At 64.0% G+C, this 18,079-nt stretch carries 13 protein-coding genes; 3 read left to right on the forward strand and 10 right to left on the reverse strand.

Translation table 11 applies throughout. The features are described from left to right. Window position 1: 1 nt before the first annotated feature. Window positions 2-2,578, forward strand: a complete 2,577-nt coding sequence (locus BM145_RS10645) for a sensor domain-containing phosphodiesterase (protein WP_177200163.1) — start codon at window positions 2-4, stop codon at window positions 2,576-2,578. A gap of 196 nt (window positions 2,579-2,774) precedes the next feature. On the opposite strand, the gene BM145_RS10650 is transcribed toward BM145_RS10645, so the two are convergent. The 7 genes from BM145_RS10650 to BM145_RS10680 all read right to left on the reverse strand — a co-directional run bounded on the left by BM145_RS10650 (window position 2,775) and on the right by BM145_RS10680 (window position 12,827). Continuing rightward, entirely contained in the window at window positions 2,775-5,339 is a 2,565-nt protein-coding gene (locus tag BM145_RS10650; protein ID WP_093333616.1) for a PAS domain S-box protein, read from the reverse strand. Then, window positions 5,336-7,006 (reverse strand): ATP-binding protein, encoded by a 1,671-nt coding sequence (locus BM145_RS10655; protein ID WP_245739253.1) that lies wholly within the window; start codon window positions 7,004-7,006, stop codon window positions 5,336-5,338. The genes BM145_RS10650 and BM145_RS10655 overlap by 4 nt, the downstream gene beginning before the upstream one ends. A gap of 147 nt (window positions 7,007-7,153) precedes the next feature. Continuing rightward, a complete protein-coding gene (locus BM145_RS10660; protein ID WP_093333618.1) occupies window positions 7,154-8,197 on the reverse strand; it encodes a sensor histidine kinase in 1,044 nt (347 codons plus the stop codon). Between the two features lie 204 nt (window positions 8,198-8,401). Beyond that, window positions 8,402-9,040, reverse strand: a complete 639-nt coding sequence (locus BM145_RS10665; protein WP_245739254.1) for a plasmid pRiA4b ORF-3 family protein — start codon at window positions 9,038-9,040, stop codon at window positions 8,402-8,404. A gap of 61 nt (window positions 9,041-9,101) precedes the next feature. Further along, window positions 9,102-9,287 (reverse strand): hypothetical protein, encoded by a 186-nt coding sequence (locus BM145_RS10670; RefSeq protein WP_093333619.1) that lies wholly within the window; start codon window positions 9,285-9,287, stop codon window positions 9,102-9,104. After that, window positions 9,284-10,564 carry a glycoside hydrolase family 130 protein gene (locus BM145_RS10675; RefSeq protein ID WP_093333620.1) on the reverse strand — a complete coding sequence of 427 codons (1,281 nt, stop codon included), beginning with the start codon at window positions 10,562-10,564 and terminating at the stop codon, window positions 9,284-9,286. The genes BM145_RS10670 and BM145_RS10675 overlap by 4 nt, the downstream gene beginning before the upstream one ends. Before the next feature lie 427 nt (window positions 10,565-10,991). Then, window positions 10,992-12,827 (reverse strand): diguanylate cyclase, encoded by a 1,836-nt coding sequence (locus tag BM145_RS10680; protein ID WP_342741809.1) that lies wholly within the window; start codon window positions 12,825-12,827, stop codon window positions 10,992-10,994. A gap of 236 nt (window positions 12,828-13,063) precedes the next feature. Between BM145_RS10680 and BM145_RS15715 the strand changes: the two genes are divergently transcribed. Together BM145_RS15715 and BM145_RS10685 are read left to right on the forward strand one after the other, a co-directional pair. Further along, a complete protein-coding gene (locus BM145_RS15715) occupies window positions 13,064-13,276 on the forward strand; it encodes a hypothetical protein (RefSeq protein ID WP_143090160.1) in 213 nt (70 codons plus the stop codon). Then, window positions 13,260-13,916: a hypothetical protein gene (locus tag BM145_RS10685; protein ID WP_093333621.1), complete on the forward strand. Its 657-nt coding sequence runs from the start codon at window positions 13,260-13,262 to the stop codon at window positions 13,914-13,916. Before BM145_RS15715 ends, BM145_RS10685 begins: the two co-directional genes overlap by 17 nt. A gap of 169 nt (window positions 13,917-14,085) precedes the next feature. On the opposite strand, the gene BM145_RS10690 is transcribed toward BM145_RS10685, so the two are convergent. The 3 genes from BM145_RS10690 to BM145_RS10700 form a co-directional block, all read right to left on the reverse strand. Next, entirely contained in the window at window positions 14,086-15,084 is a 999-nt protein-coding gene (locus BM145_RS10690) for a hypothetical protein (protein ID WP_093333622.1), read from the reverse strand. A gap of 186 nt (window positions 15,085-15,270) precedes the next feature. Further along, on the reverse strand, window positions 15,271-15,846 hold the full coding sequence (locus BM145_RS10695; RefSeq protein WP_093333623.1) for a DUF892 family protein: 576 nt from the start codon (window positions 15,844-15,846) through the stop codon (window positions 15,271-15,273). Between the two features lie 317 nt (window positions 15,847-16,163). Continuing rightward, the coding region (locus tag BM145_RS10700) for a catalase (protein WP_093333624.1) at window positions 16,164-18,079 on the reverse strand (1,916 nt) is incomplete at its 5' end.

Genomic DNA, 18,079 nt, shown 5'->3' on the forward strand with positions numbered 1-18,079 from the left:
TATGACCTTCACCAGTTCCCTGAGCGATGCGGCCGAGATGGGTCGGCTCACCGCGCTCTGGAGCATGGCGATCCTCGATACGCCTACCCAGCCGGACTTCGATGAGGTCACACGGCTGGCGGCGCTCGCGCTTGGCAGCGAAAGTGCAGCGGTCAGTCTGGTCGACGACCGACGCGCCTGGTTCAAGTCGCGCGTCTGCATTCCGGATACGGAAGCGCCCCGAGAGCATGCCTTTTGCGCTCTGGCGCTGGAGTCAGCCGAGCCGGTCATCATCCTCGACACCCACGCCGATGCACGATGCGAAGGGAACCCACTGACCCTTGGTCCTGACGGATTTCGCTTCTATGCCGGTGCGCCGATTATCACCTCGGCTGGCCATTGTCTCGGCACGCTGTGCGTCCTCGATCGCCAGCCACGGGCTGAGGTGCGGCCCGACCAACTCAGAGCGCTTGCCGATCTTGCCGGGATCGTTATCGGCCTGATCGAGGCTCGTCGCTATCGGCAGATCGGCGAGATCGCGACCCAGGTCGTCGATGTCACCTCGGACGCAATCCTATGCGTCGACGGCAAGGGTACGATTACGTTCTGGAACCGGGCTGCGGAGGCGATGTTTGGCTATTCGTCTGCGGAGGCGGTAGGCCGTTCCCTCGATATCATTATACCCTCGGCTCATACTGCCGCTCATCATCGTGGCTTCGCGCGCGCTTCCGCGGGCGGTCCCACGACCCTGGTCGGCAAGTCTGTCGAGCTGACCGCCAAGCGCTTCGATGACAGCGAGTTTCCGATCGAACTATCGCTTGCCCGTTGGGGATCGGTAGCGACAGGTCACAACTTCGCCGGCATTATCCGGGATGCCTCGGCTCGTAAGATGCTGGAACGTGAACGGGAGCAGGCCAAGGCATTCCTGGACACAGTCGTCGATCATCTTCCCGCGATGCTGTTCGTCAAGGACGCGGAGACCAAGCGCTACCTGCTGGTCAATCGTGCTGGCGAGGAACTGACGGGCCGTTCCCGGGACGATATGGTCGGCAAGACCGACCTTGAGATGTTCGCCCAGGGCGCCGGCTACGAGCAACGCGACGAGGCCGCCCTAGCGCTTCAGGGTGTCCACCTGTTTGAGAGCGAGTTCGAGCGCCCTGGTGGCGACGCCGTGACGCTGCGCACCAAGCGGATCGTCGTCGATGGGCCAAACCGCGAACGCGAATATATCGTCGGCATGTCCGAAGACGTGACCGAGACCCGGAAAGCGCAGGCCCAGGTGCAGCGGCTGGCGCACTATGACTCGCTGACCGGGCTGCGCAATCGGGGTTCGTTCGTCGACGAGATGGACAAGCTGATCGCTGCGCAGGCGCCGTTCGCCCTCATCAGCATCGATCTCGACCGCTTCAAGGCGGTGAACGACCAGTTCGGTCATCTCGCCGGCGACGCGGTGCTTGCGGAGATTGGTGATCGCCTTCGCGCCGTTGCGACCGCAACGACGACGCTCGCCCGCGTCGGCGGCGACGAGTTCGCACTGATTGTTACCGGCGCCGCACTCGCCGAGCGCGCCCGCATCCTCGCTGCGAACGTCGTCGCCACGCTGGCATCGCCGATCGTCACCCGCTGGGCGACCGTGCAGCTAGGGAGCAGCATTGGCATCGCGCTTGCGCCCAGCGATGCCGCCACGACTGAAGAGCTTCGCCGGCACGCCGATCTGGCTCTTTATCGCGCCAAACAGCAGGGACGCGGCATCGTCTGCTTCTTCAGCGCCGAGATGGACCGCGCCACTCAGGACCGTCGCGAGCTAGAGCGAGACCTGCGTGCTGCCCTCGACAGTGGAGAAATCACGCTCGCTTACCAGCCCGTATTGTCCGCCAGCACCGGGCAGATCACGAGCGTGGAGGCCTTGGCCCGCTGGCACCATCCAGTCAGAGGGCCGATCCCGCCTGACCTGTTTATCTCGATTGCCGAGGAAGGCGGGTTGATAGCGCAACTTGGCAAACGCATTCTCCGCATCGCCTGCGAGGAGGCAATGGATTGGCCGGAACATATCAAAGTCGCGGTCAACATTTCCCCGATGCAGGTCCACGCAGGCGATCTGTTCAAGGTCGTCCGTCACATTCTGACCATCACCGGCCTGTCTCCCCGCCGCCTTCAGCTGGAGGTGACCGAAGGACTGTTTCTGCGCGACATCGACCACACGTTTCGCGAACTGGATCAGTTGCGCACGCTCGGCATCCAGATCCTCATGGACGATTTCGGCGTCGGTTACTCTTCGCTCAGCTATTTTGAGCGGTTCCGGTTCGACAAGGTGAAGATCGACCAGAGCTTCGTGCGGCAGATGCTCGCCTCCCAGGCCTCATCCGCAATCATCCAGGCGGTCGTGGGATTGGGGACGAAACTGGGCATGGGCGTGGTTGCCGAGGGCGTCGAGACAGCGGAGCAGATGGCGGCGCTGGTCGAGGCCGGGTGCACCCATTTGCAGGGTTACCTCTTCAGCAAACCGCTTCGCAGCGCGGAGATCAAGGCGTGTCTGCTTGCGAACGCACGATTTGTCCCGCGCCCTATAGAGTCCGCCCTGCGCGTGGTGTCCGCTTGAGCTTGGCTGATGCTGCGGACAGCTAAGGCAGGAACTTTCTCGCGATCGTATTTGGGAACGACGCTCGCTTCCCTTTTTTCATTCTCAATCGGGATTGAAACCAGCTTTTAATTCTTGTGTCTATGCTGATGGCGAGCGGCGAGCGAAACTTATTGGGGGCGACAGTAGAAAGACGGCCAGACTGCTTCAGATAAAGCTATAGGCGAACCGCGCGTGTCAGCGCCTTGGACAGCTGCTCGGCTGAGTAAGGCTTCTGAAGCAGCTCGTGGCCATGTGCACCGTGCTGTGAGAGGACATGGCTGTATCCACTGGCCAGGAGCACGGGCATATCTGGGTGGGTGTCTGAAAGCCGCTTGGCTAGTTCGATGCCGCCCATGCCCGGCATTACGACATCCGTGAATACCACATCGAAGCCTGCGCCGTTCTCCCCGAGCTTCTCCAGGGCCTCTTCGGCGCTCGCTACCCAAACCGTTCTGAAGCCGAGATCGGCCAGCGCCTGCGTCGAGAAGCGGCCCACATCGACATTGTCCTCGACGACGAGCACGCACAGGTCCAGCCCCTCCAGAGTGCCGTGACTTTCCTCAACGTCGTGTGGCGGAACAGCACCTGCTTCGGCCTGAGGCAGATAGAGCGTGAACGCCGTTCCCTCACCAGAGCGGCTGCGCACGTCGACGTCGCCGCCCGACTGTTTGGCAAACCCGAACACCTGGCTGAGGCCGAGACCCGTGCCCTTGCCGACCTCCTTGGTGGTGAAGAACGGCTCGAAGATACGCTCCAGATCCTCAGGCTGAATGCCTTCTCCAGTGTCCACCAGCTCGACCGTGACAAACGGTCCGGGTCCCCCACCATGCCCTCGGATCGGCGGCATGGACCTCCCGCAATCGAGCGAGATGGTCAGCGCGCCCGCGCCGTTCATCGCGTCACGAGCGTTCACCGCCATGTTGACCAGCGCGGTTTCGAATTGGCTGGCATCAGCACGCACCAGGCAGTGACCTTCGGCCCCATGGCAGGTGATGCTGACCTGGCTACCGGTCACTGTGTCGAGCATGTCCATGATGCGGTGAATGCGTTCCCCGACGTCCAGCACCTCGGGCTTGAGCGCCTGCCGACGTGCAAAGGCGAGCAGCTGGCTGGTGAGGCGTGCGGCACGATCCGCTGTGTCACCGATCGCGTCGATATAGCGGGCGCGGCGCTCGGGCGTCAGATTGTCACGCCGCAGCAGGTCCACCGAACCGCGGATCACCGTCAGCAGGTTATTGAAATCATGCGCGACGCCGCCGGTGAGCTGGCCCACCGCCTCAATCTTCTGAGTATGGCGCAGCGCCTCTTCGGACACCATCAGCTCGCGGGTACGCGCTTCGACCCGACTTTCCAGCTCTTTGGCAAAGTCGCTCAGCGCCGCTTCGCGGTCGAGGCGTTCGCGCGAGATGGAGAGGAAGCGGGCCAGCGTCGCGAAGAAGGTCAGCGCCTCCTGATCGAACCTGGGACGGCTTAGAGAAGCAAAGGAGATGACGCCGAAAAGCCGGTCGCGGCCGAGGATGGGAAAGCCGGCGAACGCCGTAATCCCGTTCTCGCGGCCGATCGCGTAACGGGTGTCGAGGGTGGCTTGCAGGTCCTCGATCACCAGCGGTTCGCGCGTCGCGGCCACGATCCCGCACAACGGTTGATCGAGCGGCGCATGCTGAAGGGCGGCCTGTAGCTCCTCGCTCACCCCGATCGAATGGGTCAGGCGCAGATGCTCGCAGTCGTTGGTGAGCACATAGCCGTAGCTCTGGTCGATCCCCATCGCTTCCGCGCCGGCACGCAGGATGGATTCGATCACCGCCCCCGGATCGGCGGACGAGAGCAGCCCGGCCGAGGCCTGCGCCAGCAGGGAGAGGCGCTGCTCGCGCAACCGCTCTTCGGTGCGATCGCGCAATACCTTGACGTAGCCGACGAACTCGCCGGCTTCGGTACACAGCGGCGTCATCTCGCCTTGCGCCCAGAAACGCTCGCCCGACTTCTTCAGGTGCCAGCGCTCGTCGTTACCCCAACCCTGTTCGCGGGCGCGGCCCATCTCGTGATCGGCGCGCCCTATTGCGCGGTCCTCGGGCGTGAAGATGCGCTCGACCGTGCTGCCGCACATCTCCGCCTCGGACCAGCCGAGCACCCGCTCGGCGCCGGCGTTCCAGCGCGTGACCTTGCCGTCGAGATCGGTGGCGATGATCGCGAAGTCGGACGCGCTGTCGACGATCTGCCGGTTGCGCGCCTCGTCGACCTGCCGCTCGCGCTCGGCGAGCACCCGCGCCGTCGTCTCGGTGACGATCAGGAAGATGCCGGCGACCTCGCCCCCCTCATCCCACAGCGGCGAATGGCAATGCGTGAACCAGGCTTCCTTAGGCGCGCCATCGCGATCGGGGGTGTAACAGGCGTCTTCGACGTACACCGTCTCGCCGGCCAGCACTTGGTTGAAGATCGGCGTGAGCTGGTCCCACATCTCCGGCCACCAGTCGCGCGCCGGCTGGCCGAGATGGCCGGGATGCTTGTTGCCGAGACTGACCGCATAGGCGTCGTTGTAGAAGGTGAGGAGGTCCGGCCCCCAATGGACCATCATCGCGAAACGCGACGACAGCGTGGTCCGAACAGCGGTCTTCAGCGGTTCGGGCCAGGTGGCGGGATCGCCCAAGGGATGCGTAGACCAGTCGATGGCGCGCAGGATGGCGGCGCATTCACCGCCGGTGGCGGGAAAAGGCAGACGCGGGTCCGGGGCTTGCCGGTTCATGCCTTCCCCCGCCGTGCCTGCCAGGCAATCGTCTTGCGCAGCACCCGCGACAGTTCCTCGATCGAGTAGGGCTTGTGCAGCAGTTCGAAGCCGTGCTTGCCGTTCTCGGCAAGAACATGGCTGTAACCGCTGGCGAGGATCACGGGCACGTCCGGATAGTCGCGGCGGATGCGAGCGCCGAGATCGAGGCCGCTCATCCCCGGCATGACCACGTCGGAGAAGACGATGTGGAAGCGCGAGCAGTCCTTGTTCAACTCCGCCAGCGCCTCGTCGGCGTTGATCGCCAGGACGCTATCGTAGCCGAGCTCCTTCAGCGCCTCGGTCGCGAACTCTCCGACGCTGACATTGTCCTCGACCACCAGCACGCAAACGCCGTCGCCGTCGACTTGCTCCGGCGTCTCTGCCGCGTCGTCCGCGGTCTCGGGATAGGCGCGCGGCAGGTAGAGCGTGAAGCTCGTGCCCTTGCCCGGTTCGCTCTCGACCCGGATATCGCCGCCCGACTGTTTGGCGAACCCGAACACCTGGCTGAGACCAAGCCCGGTGCCCTGGCCTACGACCTTGGTGGTGAAGAACGGCTCGAAGATGCGGCCGATCTGATCGGGAGCGATGCCGCTGCCGGTATCGGCCACGGTTATGGCGACGAACTCGCCGGCTACGGCGTCGTGCGAGCGGATCTTCGGAATGCCGGACACGGGTTCGGCGGTGATCGTGAGGCGTCCCTCGCCGTTCATGGCGTCGCGTGCGTTGATCGCCATGTTGACGATTGCGGTGTCGAGCTGGCTGCGGTCGGCCAGCACGAACACCTGCTGCTCTGGCAACTGGATGTCGACGGCGATGCGCGATCCGGTAAGCGTGCGCACAATGTTGGCGCCCTGCGCGATGCTGGCACCGGCGTCGAACTCCTCGGGTTTGAGCGCCTGCCGGCGCGCGAAGGCGAGGAGCTGGCCGGTGAGCGCCGCTGCGCGGTCGGCGGTCTCGCCGATCGCATCGATGTAGCGGGTTCGCCGCTCGGGGCTGAGGTCTTCGCGGCGAAGCAGGTCGACCGAGCCGCGGATCACGGTCAGCAGATTGTTGAAGTCGTGGGCGACGCCCCCGGTCAGTTGCCCGATCGCCTCCAGTTTCTGCGACTGGCGAAGCTGACCCTCGGCCTTGACGAGGTCGCCGTGGCCCTGCGCGATCATCGCCATCATCTCGATCGCGCGCGCCTGATGCGCTTCCTCGACCTGTATGCGCTGGGTCTGCTCGCTGGTGACGCAAAACAAGCCGACAATGTCGCCATGCTCATCGCGAAGCGGCGAAAAGGCAAACGTCCAGAAGGTCTCCCGCATCTCGCCATCGCGGTTCATGCTGAGCGGCAAATCCTCGAACCGCTCGGACCCGCCGGCGAAGGTCGCGTCGATCGCGTGTCGCACGTCTTGCCAGACGTCCGCCCACACCACGTGCATCGGCGCGCCCATGGCGCCGTCGAGTTTATCGCCCAGCAGCCGCGCGTAGGCGTCATTAAAGAAGAACAAACGCTCCGTCCCCCAGGCGATGTACATCGCTTCGGGAGATTGCAGGATCAGCGACAGCGCGATCCGGAAAGCTGCGGGCCAGCGATTAGGCGTGCCGAGTGGGGACCGGTTCCAGTCGACGTTCCGAAGGAGGTGATGCGATGAGATGTCCATTGCGGGCGCAGGGTCAGAGTTGCGGGATGCCATTTCCGGTTTTTAGCCCGGTCCGACCCGGCCGCCTATGTCCTAATTACGAGGGTGGTACGGCCGAGCGAGGTCAGCCCGGCAACAACCCCAGTGCGGCCGGCAGGCGCTGGTGCCTTAGACCACCAGCCGGGATGGCAAGCTCAGGATGCCGCGGGTGGTGTCTCGCTGTTCGAGACGGAAGCTGCCGCCTTGGCCCCGTGCCAGGTTGGTGGCGATCCGCAGGCCCAGGCTCGTGGCGCGCTCGGCATCGAACCCCGCGGGCAGGCCCCGTCCATCATCGTCGACCGTGATGGTGAGGTGATCGTCTAGGTTTCGGGCAATCTCCACCATAATCCGGCCCGGCCTGTTTTCAGGGAAGCCATGCTCGATGGCATTGGCGACGGCTTCCGCGATGATGAGGGCGGTCGGGATCGCCGCATCCGGCTGCAAGCGCAGACTCTCGTCCCCGGAAAGTGTCAGGGTGAGGTCGTTACGTCCGCTGGCGTCGAGCACGTCGCCGCATAGCTGGCGAAGGAAGGAAACGAGCGGCTGGGCCGATCCGGATGGATCATAGAGCTGGCGGCTGATCCGGCCGATGAGGTTGAGCCGGTTGGCCGCCTCATCCAGTGCCGACCGAGCATCGGCGTCGCCGAGCTGCCGCTTCTGGACGGTGAGCAGGCTGGCCGCGACCTGGAGGTTGTTGGACACCCGGTGCTGGAGTTCGCGGAACAGCAGCTCCCGCGTCGTGGCGAGCGAACGGCTCAGCTCGCGCTCGCTGGCAAGCTGTCGGTTGGCGGTCTGCATCCAATGGACAAGCGCCAGATCGGTGGCGACCACGAACACGTAGAAGCCGAGCGCGAAGCCGGCGCCGCTGGTCAGCACGAAGCCGCGTGCCGGAGGAATGAACCAGTACCAGGCGAGCAGTCCGCATACGGCTGCGGCAACGCTCCCCAAGCGTGCCCCAAACAGGAAGGAGATGACGATCACGGCCGGAAAGAAGGTGACGTAGGGAAAGCCGGACGGCAGCAACGGATCGACCGCGAGACGGAGCGCCCAGGCGAACGCGACGATCGCCAACGTCACGACTGTGCCAAGGATCGGGCGACCGCGGGCGACAGGGAGCCGCTCAAGCCATCGCGTGCGCTCGTAGAAAGCAGGTTTGATCGCGGCGTCGTTCATAACGGGGCTGGTACGATCTTCAGCCCATTTCGTCACGAAACATGCGAGGCCTGCCGAGGCCGTCAGATTCCCGAAACACCATCCTTTTTGGGAGCCGAACGGAAGCGGGGAGGGTCGAGGCTCAGCGGCTGCTCTGCTGCCAGCATGAACGGATGGCAGTAGTTGGGAAGCTGAAACCAGGCCGCGAATGACCGAAACTGGGTCTCAACGTTTGAGGTGGCGATGCCGGTAAGTCCCCTTAGACTTGCGCATGGCGGATGTGATTGCCTTGTTGGTTACGTCGAGGTCGAAGCGCTCCGGATCGAAACGGCGATCAGTCCACTTGCGGACGGCGACGTGCTCCTCATGCGCGGGATTACGCCACGCTTCCACGAGATCGGCGTAGCTGTACGGACCTCCTGCATCCTCAGGCGGGGCTGAGCGTGTGCCGCCCGTGCATCGTGGGTAGTGTACGCCATCTTCGCGTGGGACCAGGCTCAGGCAGATCCGATGACGCCAGCTATCACCAAAGTCATCCTCGTACATGAACTCGATCGGCTGATCATGCCGGAACGAAAAGTCAGATAGCCGAACATCAGTTGCTTCGAAGGTCTTGCGGTCACCTTCGTAGCCTTCGTCGAACTCCGGGGCACCATAAGTCAACCCGCCGATCTCGAATTGATGCAGGTGTGTGCCGTCCCAATCGAACGCGGCCTGTAGCAATTCATGCAGCTCAGCCAGGTTCGAGCCGCGTGAAACTTCAAGTGCACGGGAAATTGCTGGCTCGATACCCTCGAGTGTCGCATCGATTTTGATGATCCAGCTCGCCGGATCGTACGGGTTTGAAGCGGAAGCCATTGCCATGATGATGGCACCTTGACCGACCGACAGCAATCCATCTGCGCCGCCCTGCGCGTGGCGTAGATTACCCTAGAGACGGTTGCGCCTTCCGCCCTGCTGCGGTCCGCTCTGCGCTGTCGGCCATCCGATCCCATGTCTCGGCCGCCAGGAGCGCGCGTCGTCGTACCAGCGGCAGCGTCGTTTCCTCAGCGGCCATGCGCTCGCGATCTGCCTGCTCCCGCATGCCTCGGGCGCTCATCGTGATCGTCATGACGGCTCCATGACGGATAGCAGATCATCGACGCTGCCGGTGGCAAAGGCGGTGTACTCGTCGCCAATTGCGTAGGGCAGGAGGATGGAACGCCTGTGGAGCAGCGCGCCGCAGCTGTAGGTGACGTTAGGCACGTAGCCGCCGCGCTGCTCGTTGGAGGGGAACAGCAGGGGCGAAGGCGTGCGTGCCAGCACCTTGGTCGGGTTGGCTTTGTCGAGCAGACAGGCACCCACGCAGTAGCCGCGCACCATGCCGACGCCGTGGGTGAAGACCAGCCAGCCCTCGTCGATCTCGATCGGCGAGCCGCAGTTGCCGATCTGGACGAACTCCCATGGATATTTCGGACCCATGATCAGCAAGCCCTCGTCCCAAGTGTAGAGGTCGTCGGAGTAGAGGAGCCACAGGTTCACGCCGTCCTGGCGGCCGAGCATCGCGAAGCGACCGTCAACGCGGCGCGGGAACAACGCCATGCCCTTGTAGCCGGCGAAGGCACCGGTCAGCGCCCGCATCTCAAAGCTCTGCTGATCGATGCCGCGAAGAAGCTCGCAGCGCGCGTTGCTGCCGTCGAAGGCCGTGTAAGTGCCGATGACGCTCTCGACGCCGTCGTGATCGACGAAGCGCACGAGCCGCAGGTCCTCGACGCCCTGTCGCTGGCTCGGCAGACAGGGGAAGATGACGGTTTCAGACGGATCCTCGCTGTCGTCGGCGCGCATCCGCACCCAACCATCGTTCTCCGTGTCGATCCGGGGCGGCACGCCCTGCGTGCTCGGCGGATCAACGACCAAGCCGGTACCCGCGTCCCACGTGCCGGTGCGGAAGGTAACCGAGGAGATGTGGCCTTCGCCGACGCCGCGTAGCGACAGGAGAAAGCGGATGCTGTCGTCGTCCGGGTCTTCGTCGGGCAGGGTGACGATGCTCGGGTTGAACAGGGCGGCGGACTCGAAGGCGTACTCCTGGCTGAAGTAGGCGCCGAGCAGCAGCCGGTCGCGCTCCTCCTCGACATGAACGCCAAGGTCGCCCTTCGCCTCGTCGAAGCGGCGCAGGAAGACGCCGTCGACGTTGCGGTGCCGCTCTTCCATCGCTGCCTTCAGCAGCTGAAGCATGCGGTCCCGAGCCGTGGTGTCCAACGCCATCAGCCGCCTCGCGACATCCTGCGCGCGCGTCGGCTTGCGCTCGAACGCGGATGGGTACCCGAAGCCGAACGGACGGATGACGGTGCGTGAGGGATCGGGCTTCAGCTCGATGTCGAGCTTGGTAAATACGTCCGCTGCGATCATCCCGTCTTCTCCCCGCATGACACGCCGCAACTTTGGCAGTCAGCCTGCCCCCTCTGTCGTGACGGGCACGTTGTTGCCAGAGTGAGCGGTGACGTATGTGCACTGAAGACCCGAAAAGGGATAACGAGCTGCGAGAGGACGGGCACGAGGATGGACGACGCCGTAGTCGCCGAAGAGCGGGCGTATTGGATCAACGAAGTCCGGCTCCGTGGCCTCGATGTCGAGGCCGCCCGGATGCGAGGCGACGCTCCTCATATACTAGCTGGAGCTACGCTGCGGCTTCGAGAAGCGGAAGAACGCCTCGCAGGCATGAGCGACTGAAGGTAGTTCGCGCGCCGCGCGGCAATCGTCGCAGCCAAGCTGGCGGCAGGAACGAGCCCCCTTTTAGTAGGCCGCCTCAGCGTCACTGTGGTTTCATGATCGGCAATTATGCCGCGACGAGGCTGATGGTGGCGCGGTTCCGACCCTCACGCTTGGACTGATAGAGAGCCACGTCGGCTGCCTGGACGAGGGTCGAGCCGTCACGTGCCATCGCATCCGTCCAGGTGGCGATGCCGAACGACATGCTCGTCGATCCCAGGCTGCGGCCGCCGTGTCGAACGGTGAGCTCGGCGATGGCCCGTCGAACAGCTTCCACGCGCCCCGCCAGCGCATCCGCAGTGGTGCCTGGCGCGATGATGGTGAACTCTTCGCCTCCAAACCGACAAACCACATCGCCATCGCGAAAGCGGCTGCGCATCTCCGCGGCGACCCCTTGCAGGACCGCGTCACCGGCATCGTGGCCAAACTCGTCGTTGAAGCGCTTGAAGTGGTCGACGTCGCACATGACCAGGCTGAGCGGCGTACCTGACCTGGAGGCACGCGCGATCTCCAGCTTCAACGTCTCTTCCATGTAGCGGCGATTGAAGAGGCCGGTGAGCGGGTCGCGGATCGTCTGCTCTCGCAGTGACCGTTGCAGACGGTGATTCACCAGCGCCGAGGCGATGTTTTCGGTTAACACGTTCATGCGGAAGCGGTTCTCGCTGCCGATCAGGCCCTGAAGGTAGAGGACCCCGATCACTTCACCGCCAGCGAGTAGCGGTTCGCAGTGGTAGACCTCGCCTTCACTTGCGTGACCGCAAACAATGTCGCGACCAGGCTCGGTGACGCAGTGGCTCTGCCCGCGGCGAAGCGCCCAGCAGCGTTCCGGCGAGAAGCCGTCGAGCAGGACATCGGTGCCGCCCCAGCTGGCAACGGGCACCAGGCAGTTTCGCGAGTTGTTGTGGGCGTAGAGCGCGCCGGGAACGTCCGGCAGCACGCGCGGCACGAACACCTTGATGATCTGCGCCAGTTCGTCGTCGGTTCGCGCGGCCTGCATGCGGTGCGCCATGCCGCCGAGAAGCTCGATCACATCGCCGCGCTCGCGCAGCGTCTCGCTGTTCCGGTGCAGCTCGGCGTTGACGGTCTGCAGCTCGCGCTCGCTGCTGGCTTGGTCGGTAACAGCGTTCCTCAACCGGTCAGCCATGGCATTGTAGCCTTTCGCCAGCCGGGTGAACTCCTCTGACCCCATGCTCGTGTCGATCCGCGCGTCCTGTTCGCCATCGCCTAGCACTGTCATCGCACGCATCATCGTCGCCAGCGGTCGGCGGATGCCTCGGATCAGCAAGGCGAAGCTGCCGATGACCAGCAGCGCGACGGTGACCGCACCGATGATGGCGAGCCTGCGTCCGCCGACGAGCCGCTGGTCCGCGGCGTCCTGACGGATCGTCTGCAAGGCGCGCTCCTCGTCGAGGAAGCCTCTGGCTCTGACGCTGATCGCGTCCATTAGCTCACGACCACGGCCACTGACGATGATGGCGACAGCGCCAGGAAAGTCGCCGCGGCGGCCAAGGTCCAACGGCTGCCGCAGAAAAGCGGTGCGCTGCGCCATAAGCGTAGCGATCTCAAGCGCCCGTGCGTGCTGTAACGGGTTGTCGTTCGTCAGCCGGACCACTGCCGCCATGTTGCGAGCCGAACTCTCCACGCGCTCGGCGAACGAGTGGGCGTAGGCGGGATTACGCGTGATGATGAAGCCGCGCTGACCAGACTCGGCCTCGCGCAGATCGCCCAGAGCCGCCTCGGTTGTCTCGATCACCTCCGCCGAGTGGCTGGCCCAGCGAAAGCTCTGGCTGGTCTGCTGCGATGCGTCCACGAGCAGCCCTGCCAGCGAAGCCAGTGCAACCAGGACGACGAGGCCGATCGCGGTGATGCGGGCTGAGAGCGACGACAACATGTGCGCGGTCATAGCCCGTGAGGATTTAGGATCCTGTTACGCCAGCTCACCTTCCAGAGGCGAACGTCGTCGCCGATCATCCAACCTGCCGAAGGTGAACCAATGTCCGAAGCTGAGGAACGGCTTCGGCCAACTGAGTGACCGCGTATGGGTCTGGTGAGCGTCTTGCCTGTCTGCGTTATCAGCGGCACGGCTTCGCTGAGTGCAAGCCCATTGCAGGCCATCCTGAAAACCCCCATAGTCAATCAATGGCAGATCCCCGCGCCTCCTCTACGAAACGATTGGTGGGCAAACGTCGAGCCGCGTCGAACGGTAAAGCGATTGCGTCACCGGCAAAGAAGCGTGCCTTCATCTATCGTGGACTCAAAATCAAGCCGAGCTTTGTTGAAGACGAGCGCTCGAAGCAGCTTGAAGAAGCGATGCGCGAGTTTGGCTTGAGAACGCATGTCCTCGCCGAGTGAGACGCTAAACGACAGCGTTTTCATCAACTGCCCTTTTGACGACGACTTCTTGGAAATTTTCCGGGCGATTGTCTTTGCGGTGAAGGCCTGCGGCTTCCAGCCCCGCACCGCTCAAGACACGAGCGACTCCGGGCAATCCCGCATCCAGAAAATCACTGACCTGATTGTCGCGTGCGACCGCGGGATCCACGATATATCCGCAGTAACCCTTGATGCAGCTACGAGCATGCCACGCTTTAACATGCCGCTCGAGCTTGGGATTTCTCTCGGCATCAAGTGGAAGGGCCCTAAGCGGCAACACCGCAAGCGAATCCTAGTGCTCGACGAGAAGAAGCACCAATACGATATGTCGACGTCGGACATCAGTGGCCAAGATCTCAGCGCACATGGGCTCAAGCCGGAGAAGGCGATCGGCTGCGTGCGCGATTGGCTTGCTCAGGATCGTGCTTCTGCGCTGCCGCCCCTTGCTGGCGGTACTGCCCTTGCCGCGGATTATACCAAGGCTCGCGCGCTGATTGACGGAATGATCACCGACCATCGCCTAGAGCCTTGGGAAACGCTCAGCCACCCTGACTACCTACGGTGCGTTGACATTAGCTTGAAGCTTATTGCTCCCGCTCCCTCCCCCGCGTCGACCTGACCGGTAAAAGGGCCGAGAAGCTTATCCGCGCGAACAAGGCGGGCGTCATGAGCGCGTCCAAGCATTAGCGACCCCGCTTGGCTCAACCATAAGCTCGACGGAAGCGGTAGATCGGCTCACATACCGGGTTGAGGAATTGCGGCAGCTGGCAATGCCGGCTGCTCAGCGCCTATAAGTCAGTTTGGCCGTAGGTCACGCGTGCGGCAGTCGCACGGATCTGGCGCTCAGCATCCCAGCCGCCTTGCCAAATCCCGCCGACGTCTACCGGCGCGGTAAGCGAGATGGTGCCACGCTCGCCCTGCTTCCGCCGGATTGTGAGGAGCGGCCGATCGCCGCTCGCACTCAGTTCCGGATATCCACTCAATTGCCCTTCGATCCGCTCAAGGGCGACCAGCATGGCTTCGAGGCACTGAAGGACAAAAATCTGGTGCTGCGGAGTCTGCGCCACGATGATTGCCAGCATGAGCAGCACGCAGACGCGCTTGGCGCGCGAGCGAAGCATGTCGTCATGGAACTCAACATGGGGGATCCCATCTTGCGACGCATAAAGCAGCCGGTTGCGCTGGTTCGCTTCGGCTTGAATGTAACGGAGGATCGAGCCGGCGCCAGAACGGTCCGCGAGCTCGGCCAGTTCTTGCTCAAAGCGGTGAACCATGGCGTTATCTGCCTCGCCCGCTCGCAGTCCGAAGTTGAGGGGGGCGTCAGGCGATGCCCACGTGTCACCGTCGTCCATCCCCGCGAGCGCCGCGATGTTCAGATGGAGCTCTACGCGCGGCCTGCCCCGCTTCGACAGCGAGACGCGAGGCGCCGGGATGCCGGAACGAAATAGGAAGTCGTTGATCGTGGCGATCAGCGGCCAGAAGGCCATCTTGTGGACGTGGTTCCAGGCGTTCAGGCGATTGGCCCCCGGGTAGCGCTGCCGTTGTAACGCGAGGATAACCGCGGTCGCCGCTTCCTCCTCAGCGGTGATCGCCCGGAACGCGCTCATTTCGTCGTCAACACCGTGCAGCCGCCAAGCCTTACGCAGATGTTCAAAGGCGCCGCGCCCGGCGTGACGGATGTGCCCGGTCAGCCTGCCGACAGCGTTCTCGACGCTCAACTGCCAATCATGGAGAGGCAGGTCGCGGGATCGGGCGATGTCGTGTGCAGGGCTTCGGGTGTCGGTCATGGATACAAGATGGGCCTTAAAGCGCTGGACGCCACTTCGAAGGCCGCCGGTAGTCTGATTCGATCAGGTCCGACATGAGGGGTTCTGCATGAATGAGCGTCCGGAGTCGAGATGTCCGAGCGGCACGCGGAACGACCGCTTATGGGTCAGCTTTGGCGTAACGCCGTTCGGCATCGCCTTACCCACCTAAGCGGAGACAATGAGCTTGTGCGCGAGGCGGGTGAAATTCGCCGCGACAAGCCGAGTCTCCTCTATAGTTCGTTCAAGCAACGCGGCGGCGTCGGCGTTGCGCAACAGTTGAGCATAACTGAGCATCGCGCCGTATTGCGCGATGTAGAAGTGAGCGGCGACCTGGCCGGACTCGATCAAGGTGAGGTCCAGCGCGAGGGTATCGGCCGCGAACTCCTCGTTGGCAGCCTGATTGTCGGCCTTAATGCCCGCCATTGCTTGGTCAGGGACGGCAACGGCGGACAGGCCGAAGGCCTTGAAAACGTCTTCAAGCCGGGCGGCTTGGCTGTGGTTGGCCTCGACGCCCATCCGCAGCGTTTCGCGGAGTTCATCGGATGTGGCCAACTCGCGGTTCTCGGCGGCTTGTTGGGCGCCTTGGTGGTGGGCGGCGTAGACGTGGCTCAGCACGCGTTCGAGCAGGGTGCGGACAGTGGCGGCTTTGGCGGGATCACCGGAAATCGCGAGCGCGGCGCCAGTCTGGTGCGCGCCGAGGGTATCCAACGCGGTCGCCGCGATGTCCTTGAGGTTGCTCATAGGAGAACGAACGAGGAGCCCTGGGTAGCGTTCCTCGACAAAAACCGCGGCTAGCAGCTAACGCGCGATCTTGACCAACGGTTAAGCCAAGTGAGCGTGGGAAAGGTGGAACGCTCGAAAGCGCAACATGCCCTGCTGACTATGCAGCCGGCAGACTGGCAAGGCCATCGTCCGACATCATTCCGTACGGCTCAGGATCTTCCATGCGGGCAACATGAATGAATGGCAGAAGGTGAGGAGGTGAGAAGAGGCCGCGAATGGCCGGATGTGGGTCCACGCGGCCGGCTCTCTAAAGCTCGAGCCAGCCGCGCCGGTTATCACGCGAGGGTTCGGACGTTCGGCTCCCGGTCCCAGTAGCGCTTCTTGGCCGCCTCGACGAAGCCGGCGAGATCCGTCACGCCGTCGTCCGGCTCAACCCCGGCCTTGTCGAGCAGCGGCTTGGCGGCGGCATTGTGGCCGATCGCCTTCAGATGGCCGAACGCGTCCATCACCCACTGCACTGCGGCTCCCTCCCTGGTCAGCTTGGCGGTCGCCTCCGCCGACAGGATCACCGCGCACGCGTCGACGGTGACCGACGGCTGGCCGAACAACTGCTTGTCCGCGATCACCGCTGAGCCGTCCGACAGCGGCACCTTGCCGACCTTGGGCGCGATCAGCAGCGCGTGGCCCTTCGCCTTTGCGACCGCGTCGGTCACAGCCGCGACCTCGCTGACATCGGAGCCGTCGGCGATCAGGATGCCGACCGTGCGCCCCTCCAGCGTATGCTTCTCCAGCGGCCCGCGGATGATGCGGAGCGCGGGCGACGGCGCCATGTCGATGACCGGCGCGGCGGTCGGCGATGCCTTCGGCAAGTCCATGGCCAGCCCGTCGGCGACGCGGCTCGCCAGCGTCTCGTCGACGTTGCGCAGGTTCGCCATCATCGCCGTGCGGATGTGCTCCAGCGAGACCTTCGACAGTTCGAACACGAGGGCGGAGGCGATGTGCGCCTGCTCGGCCGGGTCCATCGACCGGAAGAACAGCCGCGCCTGGCTGTAATGGTCGGCGAAGCTCTCCGGCCGGATGCGCAGTTTCTGTCCCTGCTCCTCCGACGGGAAGGTCTTGTAGCCGCCGTCAGGGTCCTCGCGCGCGCCGCCCGGCTCGCCCGCCTTGGCGAGGCTGTTCGGCTCGTAGTTGGCGCGACCCTTGGGCACCGCCATCTGCATGTGGCCGTCGCGCTGCTGGTTCATGAAGGGGCAGCCCGCCGCCTCCGCGCGACCCTTGGCCGAATTGATCGGCAGCTGGTGGAAGTTGACCGAGCCGAGCCGCGACAGCTGCGTGTCGGTGTAGCTGAACAGCCGTCCCTGGAGGAGCGGATCGTTGGAGAAGCCGATGCCGGGCACGACGTGGCTCGGCACGAACGCCGCCTGCTCGGTCTCGGCGAAGTAATTGTCCGGGTAGCGATCGAGCACCATCTTGCCGACGATCCGGACGGGCAGCACCTCCTCCGGAATGATCTTGGTGGCGTCGAGCACGTCATAGGGCTGGCTGTTCGCGAACTCCTCGTCGAACAGCTGCACGCCCAGCTCCCACTCGGGATAGTCGCCGCGCTCGATCCGCTCGAACAGGTCGCGGCGCTGGAAGTCCGGATCGGCACCGGCGATCTTCACCGTCTCGTCCCAGATGGTCGAGGCGAGGCCTGCCTTGGGCTTCCAGTGGAACTTGACGAACGTCGACTTGCCTTCCTTGTCGATGAAACGGAAGGTGTGGACGCCGAACCCCTCCATGTTGGCGAAGGTACGCGGCAGCGTGCGGTCCGACATCGCCCACATGATCATGTGGGTGGATTCGGGCATCAGCGAGATAAAGTCCCAGAAGGTGTCGTGCGCGGTCGCCGCCTGCGGGTAGCCGCGGTCCGCCTCCATCTTGGCGGCATGGATCAGGTCGGGGAACTTGATCGCGTCCTGGATGAAGAACACGGGGATGTTGTTGCCGACCAGGTCCCAATTGCCTTCGCGCGTGTAGAATTTCACCGCGAAGCCGCGCACGTCGCGCGGCGTATCGATCGATCCCGCACCGCCGGCCACCGTGGAGAAGCGGACGAACACGTCGGTGCGCTGGCCCTTCTTCTGGAACAGGTCGGCGACCGTGATGTCGGACAGGCTGTCGGTGCATTCGAAATAGCCGTGCGCGGCCGAGCCGCGGGCGTGGACGATCCGCTCCGGGATACGCTCGTGATCGAAATGGTTGATCTTCT

This window comes from Sphingomonas rubra (genome assembly GCF_900115745.1).
In the GTDB taxonomy this organism is placed as follows: domain Bacteria; phylum Pseudomonadota; class Alphaproteobacteria; order Sphingomonadales; family Sphingomonadaceae; genus Sphingomonas; species Sphingomonas rubra.